This window comes from Labrys sp. WJW (assembly GCF_001676615.1).
Taxonomy (GTDB): domain Bacteria; phylum Pseudomonadota; class Alphaproteobacteria; order Rhizobiales; family Labraceae; genus Labrys; species Labrys sedimenti.
The window spans coordinates 1-15083 of the sequence record NZ_LYXZ01000064.1; the positions used below are offsets into that span (position 1 = coordinate 1).

Annotated in this window: 15 protein-coding genes; 7 read left to right on the top strand and 8 right to left on the bottom strand. The window is 64.6% G+C overall.

All coding sequences use genetic code 11. The features are described from left to right. Window positions 1-3 precede the first annotated feature (3 nt). Together BA190_RS30840 and BA190_RS30845 are read right to left on the bottom strand one after the other, a co-directional pair. Window positions 4-1239 (bottom strand): murein transglycosylase A, encoded by a 1236-nt coding sequence (locus BA190_RS30840; protein ID WP_162275258.1) that lies wholly within the window; start codon window positions 1237-1239, stop codon window positions 4-6. A gap of 40 nt (window positions 1240-1279) precedes the next feature. Then, complete coding sequence (locus tag BA190_RS30845) at window positions 1280-1978, bottom strand: Tim44/TimA family putative adaptor protein (protein WP_068297337.1); 699 nt, start codon at window positions 1976-1978, stop codon at window positions 1280-1282. Window positions 1979-2221: 243 nt separating this feature from the next. Here BA190_RS30845 and BA190_RS30850 point away from each other — a divergent pair, with 243 nt between their 5' ends. Further along, the gene (locus tag BA190_RS30850; RefSeq protein ID WP_068297341.1) at window positions 2222-2683 is read left to right on the top strand and encodes an FxsA family protein; all 462 of its coding nucleotides are present in this window, start codon (window positions 2222-2224) and stop codon (window positions 2681-2683) included. Between the two features lie 208 nt (window positions 2684-2891). Here the strand turns inward: BA190_RS30850 and BA190_RS30855 are convergent, their stop codons facing one another. The 6 genes from BA190_RS30855 to BA190_RS30880 all read right to left on the bottom strand — a co-directional run bounded on the left by BA190_RS30855 (window position 2892) and on the right by BA190_RS30880 (window position 9319). Further along, window positions 2892-4025 (bottom strand): Gfo/Idh/MocA family protein, encoded by a 1134-nt coding sequence (locus BA190_RS30855; RefSeq protein WP_068297344.1) that lies wholly within the window; start codon window positions 4023-4025, stop codon window positions 2892-2894. A gap of 113 nt (window positions 4026-4138) precedes the next feature. Beyond that, window positions 4139-4897, bottom strand: a complete 759-nt coding sequence (locus tag BA190_RS30860) for a sugar phosphate isomerase/epimerase (RefSeq protein WP_068297348.1) — start codon at window positions 4895-4897, stop codon at window positions 4139-4141. Window positions 4898-5012: 115 nt separating this feature from the next. Beyond that, on the bottom strand, window positions 5013-6107 hold the full coding sequence (locus tag BA190_RS30865) for an ABC transporter ATP-binding protein (RefSeq protein ID WP_068297351.1): 1095 nt from the start codon (window positions 6105-6107) through the stop codon (window positions 5013-5015). A gap of 5 nt (window positions 6108-6112) precedes the next feature. After that, window positions 6113-7000, bottom strand: coding sequence for a carbohydrate ABC transporter permease (locus BA190_RS30870; protein ID WP_068297355.1), 888 nt, complete (start codon window positions 6998-7000; stop codon window positions 6113-6115). Next, a complete protein-coding gene (locus BA190_RS30875; RefSeq protein ID WP_068297358.1) occupies window positions 6997-7911 on the bottom strand; it encodes a carbohydrate ABC transporter permease in 915 nt (304 codons plus the stop codon). Before BA190_RS30875 ends, BA190_RS30870 begins: the two co-directional genes overlap by 4 nt. 106 nt (window positions 7912-8017) lie before the next feature. Continuing rightward, window positions 8018-9319 carry an ABC transporter substrate-binding protein gene (locus BA190_RS30880; RefSeq protein ID WP_245315008.1) on the bottom strand — a complete coding sequence of 434 codons (1302 nt, stop codon included), beginning with the start codon at window positions 9317-9319 and terminating at the stop codon, window positions 8018-8020. A 179-nt stretch (window positions 9320-9498) separates the two neighbouring features. Here BA190_RS30880 and BA190_RS30885 point away from each other — a divergent pair, with 179 nt between their 5' ends. The 6 genes from BA190_RS30885 to BA190_RS35540 all read left to right on the top strand — a co-directional run. Then, a complete protein-coding gene (locus BA190_RS30885) occupies window positions 9499-10566 on the top strand; it encodes a LacI family DNA-binding transcriptional regulator (RefSeq protein WP_162275260.1) in 1068 nt (355 codons plus the stop codon). Beyond that, window positions 10563-11525 (top strand): hypothetical protein, encoded by a 963-nt coding sequence (locus BA190_RS30890; protein ID WP_156771774.1) that lies wholly within the window; start codon window positions 10563-10565, stop codon window positions 11523-11525. Before BA190_RS30885 ends, BA190_RS30890 begins: the two co-directional genes overlap by 4 nt. A 175-nt stretch (window positions 11526-11700) precedes the next feature. Then, complete coding sequence (gene rimP, locus BA190_RS30895; RefSeq protein ID WP_082980160.1) at window positions 11701-12402, top strand: ribosome maturation factor RimP; 702 nt, start codon at window positions 11701-11703, stop codon at window positions 12400-12402. Window positions 12403-12414: 12 nt separating this feature from the next. After that, window positions 12415-14025, top strand: coding sequence for a transcription termination factor NusA (gene nusA / locus BA190_RS30900; protein WP_068297363.1), 1611 nt, complete (start codon window positions 12415-12417; stop codon window positions 14023-14025). Between the two features lie 6 nt (window positions 14026-14031). Continuing rightward, window positions 14032-14772, top strand: a complete 741-nt coding sequence (locus BA190_RS30905) for an RNA-binding protein (protein ID WP_245315009.1) — start codon at window positions 14032-14034, stop codon at window positions 14770-14772. A 42-nt stretch (window positions 14773-14814) separates the two neighbouring features. Then, on the top strand, window positions 14815-15083 hold a 269-nt coding region (locus tag BA190_RS35540; RefSeq protein WP_202908549.1), incomplete at its 3' end, for a translation initiation factor IF-2 associated domain-containing protein.

Consider the following 15083-nt stretch of genomic DNA (forward strand, 5'->3'; position numbering starts at 1 on the left):
GGGTCATGGTTGGCCCCCGGCGCCGCCATTCTTGTCAGGCCGTGGCTTGGGCCATAGCACGTAGAAGCCGCCGCCATGGCGGACGGCGCCGGCAACCGCCCCTGCCTTGGTGCCCGATCCGAAGAAGATGTCGGCCCGGGCCGGGCCGATGATGGCCGATCCTGTGTCCTGGGCGATCATCAGCTTGCGGATGGGTTCGGGCTTCACCCCACCGCCGACATTGGGAATCGCAGTCTCGACGAAGACCGGCAGGCCATAGGACCAGATCTTGCGATCGATCGCGATGGAGCGCAGCGGCGTGACCGGCAGGCCCTCACCGCCGATCGGGCCGGCATCGGCACCGAGAAAGGGAGCGACCTTGAAGAAGACGAAGGATTTGTTCACCCACATCACCTCGCGCGCCTCCTTCGGGTCGCGCGCCAGGAAATCCCTGAGGCCCGCCATGGTGACGTCGCGGGGCGGTATGTTGAGCCTGTCCGCCACTGCCCTGCCGATGGCGGAATAAGGCTGGCCGTTCTTTCCCGCATAGGCAAAGCGCACCACGCTGCCGGTCGGCAGCCTCAGCCGCCCCGAACCCTGCACCTGCATGAAGAAGCGGTCGACGGGATCGGCGACATAGGCGATCTCGAGCCCCCGCCCGTCCAGGGCTCCCTGCTCGATCGCCTTTCGGTCGGGATAGACCTCCAGGCTGCCGTCAAGCTTGCGCCGGGCTGCGCTGTAGCCTTCGAAGCCGGGAGGAATGGCATTGGGCTCGAAACTGACCAGGTCTGCCGGCCGGTCATAGAGCGGGGTCTGATACTCGCCCTCCCGCACCAGCGATCCCCGGATCTCCGGCTCGTAATAGCCGGTATAGAAGGCCTTTCCGCCGGTAGGCCCGCTGCCCTTGCGCGTAGTGATGCGCCAGGCGTCGAAATGGGCCTGGAAGAAAGCGCGAGCCGCGGGGGCCTCCAGCGCGCCGCGCTTCAAGGCCTCGCGGCAAAGGCTCGCCAGGCCTTCGGGAACCGGGACGCCGGCATCGAGAGCGGGATTGTTCTCCGCCTGGGAGCGGCATGAAGCGAGCCAGACCTGCCAGGCCTTGGCGTGGTCGTCGCGCTTCCATCCCGCAAGCTTGCCGAACGGCACCAGTGTGGCCGTCGCTCCCGCCGGAAGCGGGGGCGGCGACGGCCGCTCGCCGGCCCAGGCTATGCCGGCCGCGACGAAGAAAGCGGCAAAAGGCCCGACTCGGCGCAAGATCCCCATGACATCGATACCGTGGCCCGCCTGCCTCTTCCGACCGCGCTCAACCGCCGGTCGCCACGAGGCGCCAATTGGGATCCTTCGTGCTGGTATCGCGCGCAAATGTCCAGGTGTCGGTGACTGTTGCCACCTGATCGACGCTGCCGTCGACGACCGCGCCATTCCTGTCCTTGGTGGCGCTGATCATCTGCGAGACGAAGCTCACGGTCAGTTCGGCGACGCGGCCCTTGACGCCGGCAGCGACGATATCGGCCTTGTCGATCGAGACGAAATTGGCCTGCACGGTCTCGCCGCGCGCCTCCCGCTCGGTGATGTCCTGGGAGAACGCGTCGAAATTCTCGCGCGACAGCAGGTTCTTCAGCGTCTTGCGGTCACCGTTGTTGAAAGCGGTGACGATCATCTCGTAGGCCGCCTTGGCGCCCGGGACGAAACTCTGGGGCTGGAAGCTCGGATCGACGACAGCAATCGCATCGAACCCAGCCGCCAGGGGCGTGTCCTTCTCGGCAAAGCCTTCCCAGCGGAAGCCCGGCATCGGCGCCTGCGTCTCGATGGGGGATTCGGCATCGCGCTGCGGCGGATTGGCGCTCCGGTCGTCCCGAGATGCAGGCTGGGCATCGCGCCGCAATCCCTCGAATGTCGGAGGCTCGGCGCCGGTGCGCTCCCCAAGCACGGAACGCAGCTTGAAGATCACGAACACCGCGAGCCCCAGAAACACCAGCGTGATGATATCAAAACTACCCATTTGTGCCTTCAGCATCCCCACCGACCGAGTGATGACTCGAAATAACGGCTCCAGTCCCCTGTGGCAATGCCACAATCCTCACCTATATGGTGTGCGTCGGGCAGTTTGCCAGCTTCATGCTACCATGAAGGGCAAACATGGCCAGCATGCGGCGCATGCCGCTGCGCAAGGTCTTGCCTCAGAGGGAACCGCAAAGACGCATTTTTGGCAAAAGGCGTCTTTGCTCCAGGAGAAACGACACCGATGATCGCACGCAGCTTCAATGTTCCCGCCGGCTGGGCTTGGCTCGGCCTGGCCGGACTTGTGATCCTGCCCTTTGCGGAAATCGCCGCCTTCGTCTGGGTCGCGAGCCGGATCGGCATCGCCTTGGCGCTGATCGCCCTGGTGGCGACCTCCTTCATCGGCGCCTCGCTGCTGCGCCGGCAGGGCACAAGCGTATTCTCGCGCCTGATGCGAGCCATGCAGGGCGGCGAGCCGAACAACGGTGCCGCCCGCGAGAGCCTGATGGTGGCCCTCGGCGGCGTCTTGATGATCATTCCCGGTTTCGTCACCGACGTCATCGGCTTCGCCCTCCTGCTGCCGAGCCTGTTGCGGCAGTGGCGCGAAGGGCCGGTTCCAGCCCCCCAGGGGCGCACCGGCACCACGAGCAGCGATCCCAAGGTCATCGATCTCGGCCGCGACGAATGGAAGCCGGTGGACGAATAAGGCCGACCCGCCGCATGCGACGAGTACGCATGCCGTTCGTCTCCCAGACAGGCTCGACCTTTGTCATTGCCGGGCTTCGACCCGGCAATCCAGCTTCAAGCGCCGGGCCGCTGGATGCCCGGGTCGAAACCCGGGCATGACAAAGGTCAGCGTTTTTCCGTAATGAAGCAGCTAATCGGGAGTCAGAGCCGCTGATCGAAGGCCTGCTTCAGGCCAGCAGTCCCCTCGCCTCCTCGTCGCCGAGCGGCGCGGGCCGCTCGCAGCCCTGCTCGATCAGCACCGGCCGCTTCTGCTCGGCGGCGGTGAGGATGCCTTCCATCACCGCAAGGACGTGCAGGCCAATCTCGCCGCTGGCGCGATGGGGGCGGCCGTCGACGATCCCGCGTGCCATGTCGGCAAGGCCGAGGCCGCGATAATTGGCATTGACGGGATGTTCCGCCGGCCAGTTCGGCTGGCCGAAACGGTCGCCGGACGAGGCATGGTTCTCCCAGGCTTCGCGCGGGCGGGCCAGCGCGACCTCACCGCCGAACCAGTTGGGATCGGGCACGCGCAGCGAGGCTTCGGTGCCGTGCAACTCGATCGGCAACTGGCCATGGGCCCAGACGTCCCAGCTTGCCAGGAAGGTGATCTGCGCGCCGGACTTGAAGGCGAGCAGGGCCTGGATGCTGGTCGGCGTCTCCACCGCGATACTCTGCCCCTTGAACGGCGAACTCTCCGTGGTCACCACTCGCTCCTCGAAGCCGCTCTGGCTCAAGGCCATCACCGAGGCGACCGGCCCCAGCAGGTTGACGAGGGTGGAGAGATAATAGGGACCCATGTCGAAGACAGGCCCTGCCCCGGGCTTGAAGAAGAATTCCGGGTTCGGGTGCCAGTGCTCCATGCCATGCCCGAGCACGGCGGCCGTGCCGATCAGCGGCCGGCCGATCTCGCCGGCATCGATCCGCAGCCTCGCCTGCTGGATGGCGGCACCGAGCACCGTATCGGGTGCGCACCCCACCCTCAGCCCCTTCGCCTTCGCCGCCTCCATCAGCGCAATGCCGTCGGTGAGACGCGTGGCGAGGGGCTTTTCGCCATAGACATGCTTGCCGGCCGCAATTGCGGCGCGCGAGACCTCGGCATGCGCCTCGGGTATGGTGAGGTTCAGCACGATGTCGACGTCGTCGCTCGCCAGCAGCGCCTCGATGCTGCGCCGCTGCAGATTGTATTTCTGGGCCTGCTTCTTGGCCGCTTCCTCCCTGAGATCGGCGCAGGCGACGAAATCGAAATCGCGAAACAGGGCGGCATTGAGAAGATAGATGTCCGAAATATTGCCGCAGCCGATCAATCCGACGCGCAAAGGCATGATGGTCTCCTGAAGATTTGGTGTGCCGATCTCCTCAGCGCCATCGACGGAAGTCGATGGCGCTGGATCGGCACGTTTTGCAGCCTGTGCCGATCTGGAGATCGGCGCACCCTTCAAATCCCCGCCAGCTTGCGCATGGCCTCACCGCTCACCGTGGCGAAGCGCTTGAGGTCCGAGGGGTTGTCGTGCTCGGCGACCATGATCTCGGCGCCGGCGGCCACGCAGAGCGGCCAGATCGTCGCCCAATCCACCACGCCGGTGCCGACATCGGCCCAGCCGTCCTCGTTGACCTTCTCACCGGCGGGCGCGATGTCCTTGACGTGAACGAGCGGCATGATGGCGCCATAGCGCGCGATCCAGGGCTTGGGATCGGCATTGGCCCTGACGATCCAGGCGATATCCGCTTCCCATTTCACACCGTCGACGAGCAGGTGCTCGATCGGATAGGAGCCATCCGGCAGGGCGATGAACTCGAAATCGTGATTGTGCCAGGCAAAGCCATAGCCGGCCTCACGGGCCTTGCGCGCCACGGCCGCCAGCCGCTCGCCGAACGTCTTCCATCCCGCCGCATCCCTGGGGCGGGCATCGGGCACCAGATAGGGCGCCACGATGGTTTTGATGCCCAGGGCCTCGGCAATGCGAAGATTGCGATCAAGATCGGCCTCCAGGGCATCGATGCCGAAATGGCCGCTCTTGGCCGTCAGGCCGAATTCCTTGAACAGGCGGGCGGCGGCAGGCACATCCTCGTAGAAGGCGCCATAGGGCTCGACATTGCTGAAGCCGGCCTCGGCGATCGTCCTGAGCTGGCCCTCGAGCGGCGGGAAGTTACGCCCGGAATAGAGCTGGAACGACAAGGGATGTTGCAGAGCCATGGCAGGTCCTTTCATGAAATGAGAAAAATCAACGAGTTGGGTGAAAAGAAGAGACTGTCATCCCATGCGCGATGCAGCACGCAGTGGTGCGTCGCAGATCCGGGATGACATCTCTTCACAGGCGCTCTCCGCTTTCCGCATCGAACAGCGAGGCACGCCCGACGTCGAAATGAAAATTGATCTCGTCCCCGGGCCCGCTTTCATTGTCGCCATCGACGCGGATGGTGGCAGGCTTGCCGGCGAAGCTCGTCCACAACACCGTCTCGGCGCCCATCGGCTCGACGATGTCGATTTTTCCGCGGGCAGCATGCCGGCCCGATGGCGCGGAGCCGACATCGATATGCTCGGGCCGGATGCCCAGCACCGCCTTGCGTGCGCCAGGATCGGCAGAGAACGCGTAGGCGGCAAGGTCGATGCTCTCGCCGTCGGCTTCGAAACGCCAGCTGCCCGGCCCTCCCGAAAGCCGGCCTTCGATGAAGTTCATGCCGGGCGAGCCGATGAAGCCCGCCACGAACTGGTTGGCCGGCTTGTGGTAGATCTCGAGCGGGCTCGCCAATTGCTGGATGACGCCGCCCTTCATCACGGCGATGCGGTCGGCCAGGGTCAAGGCCTCGATCTGGTCATGCGTGACATAGATCATGGTGTTGCCGAGGCCCTGGTGGAGCTTCTTGATCTCCACGCGCAGCTCGTTGCGCAGCTTGGCGTCGAGATTGGACAGTGGCTCGTCGAACAGGAAGACGTCGACATTGCGCACCAGGGCGCGGCCGATGGCGACACGCTGGCGCTGGCCGCCCGACAATTCGGAGGGCTTGCGCTGCAGGAGCGGATCGAGATGCAGGAGCTTGGAGGCCTTGGCGACACGCGCGGCGATCTCCGCCTTGGGCACGCGGGCCATTTTGAGGCCGAAGGACATGTTGCCCTCCACGCTCATACGCGGATAGAGCGCGTAGGACTGGAACACCATGCCGATGCCGCGATCGGCCGGCTCGGCCCAGGTGACGTTCTTGCCTGAAATCCAGATCTCGCCGTCGCTGATCTCCAGGAGACCGGCGATGGCGTTGAGCAAGGTGGACTTGCCGCAGCCCGAAGGCCCGAGCAGCACGATGAACTCGCCCTGGCGGATGTCGAGCTGGAGATTGTCGATGACGGAAACGGCGCCGTAGCGGATCGACAGATCCTTGACGGTGACGGAGGAAGGCGTGGTTTGCATGCGCTTTATCCCTTCACCGCGCCGGCGGCGATGCCGCGCACGAACCAGCGTCCAGAGACGAAATAGACGATGAGCGGCACCGAGGCGGTCAGCAGGGTCGCCGCCATGTTGACGTTGTAGGCCCGCTCGCCCGTGGTGGAATTGACGATGTTGTTGAGCTGCACCGTCATCGGCGAGTTGGATCCGCCGGCGAAGGTCAGGCCGAGGATGAAGTCATTCCAGATGCCGGTGACCTGCAGGATGGCGGCCACGATCAGCATCGGCGTCGACATCGGCAGGATGACGTGGAAGAAGATCTGCCAGAAGCCGCCGCCATCCACGCGTGCCGCCTTGAACAATTCGGCCGGCAGGCTGGCATAGTAGTTGCGGAAGATCAGCGTCATCAGCGGCATGCCGAAGATGGTGTGCACGATCACGATGCAGGGCAGGGTCTGGAAGATGCCGGCCAGCGAGGAGACGCGTACCAGCGGGTAGATGAAGACCTGATAGGGAATGAAGGCGCCGATCAGCAGGATGCCGAACAGCAGGTTGGCGTAGCGCACGTTCCACAGCGACAGCGCATAGCCATTGATCGCGCCGGCGGCGATGGAGATCACCACGCTGGGGATGAGGATCTTTACCGAGTTGAGGAAGCCGACGCTGATGCCGTTGCAGGCCAGGCCCGTGCAGGCTGACGACCAGGCCTTGCTCCAGGCGGCGAGATCGAAGGCCAGCGGCAGGGCGAAGATCTGGCCCTGGCGGATCTCCTCCATGGTCTTGAGCGAAGTCAGCACCATCACCACGGCCGGCAGCAGGAAGAAGGCGGCTGCCACGACGAGGAAGACATAGAGGCCGATGCGGCCGGGGGTCAGGCGGGCCGGCTTGCGCCCGCGTGGTGTCTCGAGGGCGCTCATGCCGGCCTCCGCGACTGCCGGCGGAAATAGGTATGGTAGAGCCATGGCGAGACCACGCAGATCACCGTGATCAGCATCATCGTCGAGGCCGCCGTGGCGAGGCCGATGTTCTGGCGCTGGCCGAGATTGTCCATCACGAATTTGGCCGGCATTTCGGAGGCGGTACCCGGCCCGCCATTGGTGAGGGCGACCACGAGGTCATAGACCTTGATCACAGCGATGGAGAGCAGCACCGTCGCCGTGGTGATGGTGGGGGTGAGGATCGGCAGGATGATGGAGACATAGACGCGCCAGGTCGGGATACGGTCGATCTTGGCTGCCTTCCACAATTCGGTGTCGACGCCGCGCAGCCCCGCCAGCATCAGCGCCATCACCAGGCCCGAGGCCTGCCAGATTGCGGCGATCACCAAGGCGAAGACGGCAAGATTCGAATTCACCGCCCAGTCGAAGGTAAAGCTCGTCCAACCCCAATTGCGCACCGTGTTCTGGATACCGAGATTGGGGTTCATCAGCCACTGCCAGATCAGGCCGGTGACGATGAAGGACATCGCATAGGGATAGAGGAAGATGGTGCGGAACGTGTTTTCGAAGCGGATCTTCTGGTCGAGCGCCACCGCCAACAGGAAGCCGACGATCAGGCAGCAGACAATGAAGAGCACGCCGAAGACGACCAGATGCCACACCGAAACCTGCCAACGATCGGAGGCAAACAACCGGACATACTGGTCGAAACCAACGAAATTATAGACCGGCAGCAGCTTGGAGCCGGTGAAGGAGATGACGATCGTCCAGATCATCGTGCCGATATAGGCGGCGACGACAATGATCCAGGCCGGTATCAGGGCCAGGGCCGCCATGTTCAGACGGTAGGGCCGACGATTGGGACGCGACAATCTTGCAGGCTCGGCCATTGCGACCTCCTTCAGGATCCGTCTTGCGGTGGGAAACGGGGCCGGTCTCCAGCCCGGCGTGCCGGTGCGCAGGCCAGGCGGGCCCGAAGACCCGCCCCCGAGGAGCTTACTGCGCCGACTTCAGTGCATCCGCGAACTTGGCGGTGAATTCTTCCGGCGTCTGGCTCTTGTTGTTCCAGAAATTGGTGATGACATCCTCGAGCGCACCGACCAGGTCGGCGCTGGCCAGCATGTCGATCACCGGCGTCTGATGCGTGGGGTCGGCGAGCAGCTTCATGCCTTTCTGCGCGCACAGATCGAACTTGCTGGCATCGACATCGGTGCGCACCGGCATCGAACCCTTCTGGACGTTGAACAACACCTGCGTCTCAGGCGACAGCATGGTCGAAGCGAGGAGGTTCTGCGCCTTGATCTGGGCCGCGTCGGTCGTCTTGGGGAAAACGAAGACGTCGCCGCCGATCACCAGTTCCTTGTCGTCGATACCGATCTGGCAGTAGAAATCCTTGCCGGCCTCCTTGTTGGCCGCCTTGAACTCGCCCTTGGCCCAGTCGCCCATGAACTGCACGCCGGCCTTGTTGGTGATCAGGAGGGCCGTGGTATCGTTCCAGTTGCGGCCCGGCGATCCCGCATCGGTGTAGCCACGCAACTTGCCGAAAATCTCGACCGATTTCTTGAACTCGGGTGTATCGATGGCGGTGGCATCGTTCTTGGCATAGAGCCGCATGAACGTGTCCTTGCTGACCGATTGCAGCACGACGTTGAACAGCAGGCGCTCCTGCCAGGGCTCGCCGCCCTGTGCCAGCGGGATGAAGCCGGCCGCCTTGATCTTGTCGAGGACGACAATGAAATCGTCCCAGTTGGTCGGCACCGCGGTGACACCGGACTTGTCGAGCACGTCCTTGGAATAGAAAGCCCAGTTCTGGCCATGCACGTTCACCGGAACGGCATACATATGCCCCTCGCGGCTCGCGGCTTCGATGAAGGAAGGCGGCAGGAAGCTCTTCCATTTGCCTTCCTCGGCAACCTGGTCGACGGTGTTGAGCAGGCCCTGGCTGACCAGATCGTCGAACTGCTTGCCGGTGTTGAACTGCGAGGCCGTGGGCGGATTGCCGCCGACGATGCGGTTGATTGCAGCCGAACGTGCGGCCTGTCCCCCGGCGACGGCCGAGTCGACCCAGACGCCGCCGGCCTTGGTGTACTGGTCGGCGAAGACCTTCACGGCCGCCGCCTCGCCACCCGATGTCCACCAATGCATCACTTCGGCCTTGGGCTTGTCCTGGGCCCAGGCCTGGCCTGAAAGACCCAGCCCGGCCAGGGCCAGGGCGGCAAGCGCGCCACGCGCACTGAACACGCCGGCAAGCATGGAGCGTGCCGGAGCCCGCAGCAGAAACGCCCTCGTTTTTTCCATGGACATCCTCCCTAAAGGATCGCATGCTGTGTTTATGTAATCGATTGCACGCGCCGGGATATTGATTGCGATCGGGGTTCGTGTCAAGGGGATTGGCTCAGGGCTCCGGTCGCACCCGCAACAGGCAGATGGCAGAGCTTTTTCGAAGTTTTGCCAGCAGGTTGGAGAACGGTAGTCCCATGCCGCCCGCCAAGGAACGAGCCAGACGCATCCAGAGGCGCGCCCCGCGCGATGCCTCCAAGGTCCGCATCGGCGACGTGGCGCGCGCCGCCGGCGTCTCGACCGCCACCGTCAGCCGCGCCCTCACCTTTCCCGACCGCGTCCAAGCCGAGACGCGCGAACGCGTGCTCATGGCCGTGCGGGAACTCGGCTACACGCCCAACAGCGCTGCCCGGCAGTTGCGTGCCGGCTCCTCGCGCACCGTGCTGGTGGTCGTCGGGCCCCGGCGCAATCCCCCCTTCTTCAGCGAGGTGCTGAGGGGCATCGACGTCGCCCTGTCACAGGCCGGCTATGCCGTGCTGATGGGCAATCTCGACAGCATCGACGGCAAGGAGAAATATCTGGTCGACCTCGTCTTCGGCGGCCATATCGATGGAGCGCTGGTGCTTGCCTCGACGGTGCCCTCGCATGCCGGACGCACCATCGCCGACTCCGGCATTCCCATCGTCGGCGTCTGCGCCGAGACTGATGTTCCCGGCATACCGGCGGTGGTGGTCGACGACGAGGTCTGCTGCAGGGCCCAGACACGTTATCTTCTCGACAGGGGCCATCGGCATCTGGCCTATCTCGCCGGCCCCAGGGGCAATTACAACGAGCGCCATCGCTATGCCGGCTTCCAGGCCGAAATCGCCGCCGCCGGCCTCGGGCCCGATGATTTCGTACGGTTCGAGGGCCGTTACGACTTTGCCTCCGGAGTCGCCTCGGGCAAGGCCTTCCTGGCCCTGGATCGTCGCCCAACCGGGGTGGTCGCCACCAGCGACGAGATGGCGATCGCCTTCATGACGATCATCCGACGCAGCGGCCTCAGGGTGCCGCAGGACGTGTCCATCGTCGGCTTCGACGGCATCGAGTTCGGCGATTTCGTCGAACCGACCCTGACCACCATTCGCCAGCCGCGCTTCGAACTCGGATCCACCGGCGCGGCCCTTCTGCTCGCGATGATGCGGGGCGAAACCATCCCGGACCGGTTGACCATGCTGAAGGGCGTTCTCGACGAGCGCGAGAGCGCGGGATCGGTAGCGGAATGAGCAGCAGCGAAGGCAATGGAACGGCGAGATCGAGGATCGCCCCTTCGAGTACCGCTCCCCTACCGGAGCGCGGGCTCGGTTGGTTCGAACTGGCTTATGCGGTCACCGTGGATGGCCGATTGGCCTGCCTCGATGCCAGTCGTGACATGCAGGCCCCGAGGCGCGAGCCATCCCCCGAACCCACGTCGACGATAGGCAGGCTCACGGCCTTCGACGGCGAGTGGCAGGGAAACCAGACATACTTTCCTTTGGAATTCGACTATCCGGCTTTCGACGAATTGCCCGGCGGCGGCTGGATCATCGCCGACGCGCGTTGCCGCCAGGGGCAGGACAATGCCCGGCATCTGGCCGAAGACGGAACCGTGCTGGGGCGCTTCTGCCTGGGCGATGCCATCGAACATCTGCAATGCGACGGCGAGGGCAGGATCTGGTGTGGCTATTGGGACGAAGGGGCCTTGATCAATCGCGCCTGGGGCCGGGGAGGGCCCGGCATGGCGGCCAGCGGCCTGATGCGCTTCGCCACCGACGGAACGGCATTGTGGTCGCCGGGCGTGGCCCTGGCTGGCTTCCCGATCGTCGACTGCTATGCGCTCAATGTCGGACGCAAGGAGATCTGGAGCTGCTACTACACCGACTTCCCCATCCTGCGTGTCGAGCCGTCGGGCAAGCACCACCTCTGGTCCAACGACATCAGCGGGGTGAAGGCCATCGCCATGGATCGCCATCTCGGCCTGTTGATCGGCGGCTACGCGCAAGACAGCCACCGCATCGTGCTGTTCCGCCTCAGCAGCCATGAGGTCAAGATTCTCGCCGTCTTCGATCTCGACCTCGGCTTCAGCCGCGAACGGCCGGCCCGGCTGCTTGTAGCCCGGCACGACACCTTGCATGTCGTGTGGGATGAGCATTGGCATCGGCTGAGCGTGACGGATGTGGCCCTGGCGGCCGGGGTTTACTACTGAAATCGGGCGCCTGAAGGTTCCTCTTCCACAAGGTGAACAAATCCTTCCTTGCATGGCCGCGAAAAATCCCTATATTGCGACTGTCTCGATGAGACATCTCATAGATGGTCCACTGGATCATTGGTTTTGAGAGTGGGCCCCACCCGGGACCCGCTCTTTTTGTTTCGAGGGTTACGTGACCGAACCCGAAGCCATTGTCAGCCAGGCCGATTCGTCGGCCGACGCGTTGAACGAACCGCGCCGTCTCACCGAGACGGGCGTTGCTGCACGCGTGGCAGAAATCACCGAGCGCACCATCCTGCCGCTCGGCTTCCGCCTCGTGCGGGTGCGCCTCAACGGCAATAATGGCGGCACCGTGCAGATCATGGCCGAACGTCCCGACGGCACCATGACGGTGGAGGATTGCGAGCTGATCTCCAAGACGCTCTCGCCCGTCCTCGACGTCGACGATCCGATCGGCAAGGCCTATCACCTGGAGATCTCCTCGCCGGGGATCGACCGCCCCCTGGTTCGCGTCAGCGACTTCCAGCGCTGGGCCGGGCACGAGGCCAAGATCGAGATGACCCTGATCGTGGCCGGCCGCCGCCGGTTCCGGGGCATCCTGCTGGGCGCCGAAGGCAGCAAGGCCAGGATTCGTCGCACCGATGCCGGTCCCGGTGAGGCCACCGACGTGGACTTGAAGGTCGATGAGATGAGCGAGGCCCATCTCATCCTGACCGACGCGCTGGTGACGGAATCGCTGCGCCGCGCCAAGGTGGCCTCCAAGGCGCTGGCCGCGCAACTCGAGGCTCAGGAAGCGGCCGAGCTGGAGTCGGACGAGAGCCCCGATCCGGAAACGCCGGCCAAGCAGCCGCATAGACAACCAAAAACCCGCTGAGAGGAAAGAATCATGGCCGTCAGCGCGAACCGCCTGGAACTGTTGCAGATTGCCGACGCCGTCGCCCGCGAGAAGGTGATCGATCGTCAGATCGTGCTCGCCGCGATGGAAGACGCCATTCAGAAGGCCGCCCGCTCCCGTTATGGTCAGGAGACGGAAGTCCGCGCCGAGATCAACCCCAAGACCGGCGAGATCCGCCTGTCGCGGCTGCTGCAGGTGGTCGACCAGATCGAGAACGACGCCGTCCAGATCCTGCTCGAAGACGCTCGCCGCAAGAATCCGGCTGCTCAGGTCGACGACTGGATCGCCGAAACCCTGCCGCCCTTCGATTTCGGCCGCATCGCCGCCCAGTCGGCCAAGCAGGTCATCGTGCAGAAGGTGCGCGAAGCCGAGCGCGACCGCCAGTTCGACGAATTCAAGGATCGCGTCGGTACCGTGGTGAACGGCCTGGTCAAGCGCGTGGAATATGGCAACGTCGTCGTCGATCTCGGCCGCGGCGAGGCCGTGGTGCGCCGCGACGAGCTGCTCCCGCGTGAAGTGTTCCGCCCCGGCGACCGCATCCGCGCCTATCTCTTCGACGTGCGCCGCGAGCAGCGTGGCCCGCAGGTCTTCCTGTCGCGCACCCATCCCCAGTTCATGTCCAAGCTCTTCGAGCAGGAAGTGCCGGAGATCTATGACGGCGTGATCGAGGTGAAGGCGGTGGCCCGTGATCCCGGGTCGCGCGCCAAGATCGCGGTGATCTCGCGCGATTCCTCCATCGACCCGGTCGGCGCCTGCGTCGGTATGCGCGGTTCGCGCGTGCAGGCCGTGGTCGGCGAACTGCAGGGCGAGAAAATCGACATCATTCCCTGGTCGCCGGATGTGGCCACCTTCATCGTCAACGCGCTGCAGCCGGCAGAAGTGTCGAAGGTGGTGCTCGACGAGGATTCCGAGAAGATCGAGGTCGTCGTGCCCGAGGCCCAGCTCTCGCTGGCCATCGGCCGCCGCGGCCAGAACGTGCGCCTCGCCTCCCAGCTCACCGGCTGGGACATCGACATCCTCACCGAGGCCGAAGAGAGCGAGCGCCGCCAGAAGGAATTCGTGCAGCGCACCCAGACCTTCATGACCGCCCTGAACGTCGACGAAGTCGTCGGCCAGTTGCTCGCCTCCGAAGGCTTCCGCACCGTCGAAGAAGTCGCCTATGTCGATCCCTCCGACGTGTCGTCGATCGAAGGCTTCGACGAAGAAACGGCCGAGGAGATCCAGACCCGTGCCCGCGACTACCTCACCGCGGTCGAGGAAGAGTTCGATGCCAAGCGCAAGGCGCTGGGCGTCGAGGACGAGCTGAAGACGGTCGAGGGCGTCTCCACCGCCATGCTGGTGGCGCTGGGCGAGAACGACGTGAAGTCGGTCGAGGACCTTGCCGGTTGCGCCACCGACGATCTCGTCGGCTGGACCGAGCGCAAGGATGGCGAGACCACCAAGCATGCCGGTTACCTGGACGGCTTCGAGCTGAGCCGCGATGAGGCTGAGGCGATCATCATGGCCGCCCGCATCAAGGCAGGATGGGTCGAGGCTCCTGCCCCGGCCGAAGAAGAGCCCGCCGAGGAAGAAGCCTCCGCACTCTCCGAGCATGGAGCATGACCCATAGTGCTGACAGAACGCATCGAGGATGACGATGACCGCCGGGCGCGCGAGCGCCTGTGTGCGGCCACGCGCCTGGTGCGTCCTGTCGATACGCTGATACGCCTCGTCGCAGCGCCCGACGGCACCCTCACCCCGGATCTCAAGCGCGTCCTGCCCGGACGCGGCGTCTGGGTCACCGCCAACCGTGCCAGCGTCGAGGAAGCCATGCGCAAGCGGGCTTTCGCCCGCCTGCTCAAACGCCCGGTCGAGGTGCCGGCCGATCTACCCGATGTCATCGAGCGGCTCCTGCGCAAGGCGGCTCTCGACATGCTCAGCTTTGCCAACAAGGCCGGACTTGTACTTACCGGCTTCGCCAAAGTGACGGATGCCATCGACTCCGAACGTGTTTCACGCCGCCTCGTGGCCGTGATTCAAGCGCGTGACGGTGCCGAAGACGGTGGCCGCAAGCTTGCGCAAGCCGTCAAACGGGCCTATTGGGATAAAAATGCACCAAACTTCATTACGATTTTCGATTCTGCCCATTTGGATTTGGCATTAGGGCGGACAAATGTGATACATGCTGCGCTCTGCGCGGGCCCGGCGGTTACCGGATTCCTGGATCGCGTTGCAGCGCTTGCTTTCTGGCAGGATGGCGGACTGGCTTCGGCTGAACCACATCCATCCTCCGAAGCCCCGCTGCAGGCGGACGACGAACCCTCAACGCAAGATGCCGCCCCGTCGCAAGACGGCGACGACGTCAGCTGAACTTTCGAATGAAACGGGGCGACCCGCAGGATTTGGCACGGAATGACTGATACGAAAAACCCGGGCGATACGCTGACTGTTCCGCCCACCAAGACGCTGACACTGAAGCGGCCCTCGAGCGCGCCGGATACGGTTCGCCAGAGCTTTTCGCACGGCCGCTCGAAGACTGTCGTCGTCGAGACGGTGAAGCGCCGTCCGTCAGGCCCCGTTACCCCGCCTGCCGCGCCGCCGCCTGCCGCGCCGCCCCCGCGTCAGGCTGCCCCCGTTGCGCAACCTCCGCGGCCGGCCGCACCTCCGGCAGCAGCAGCGCC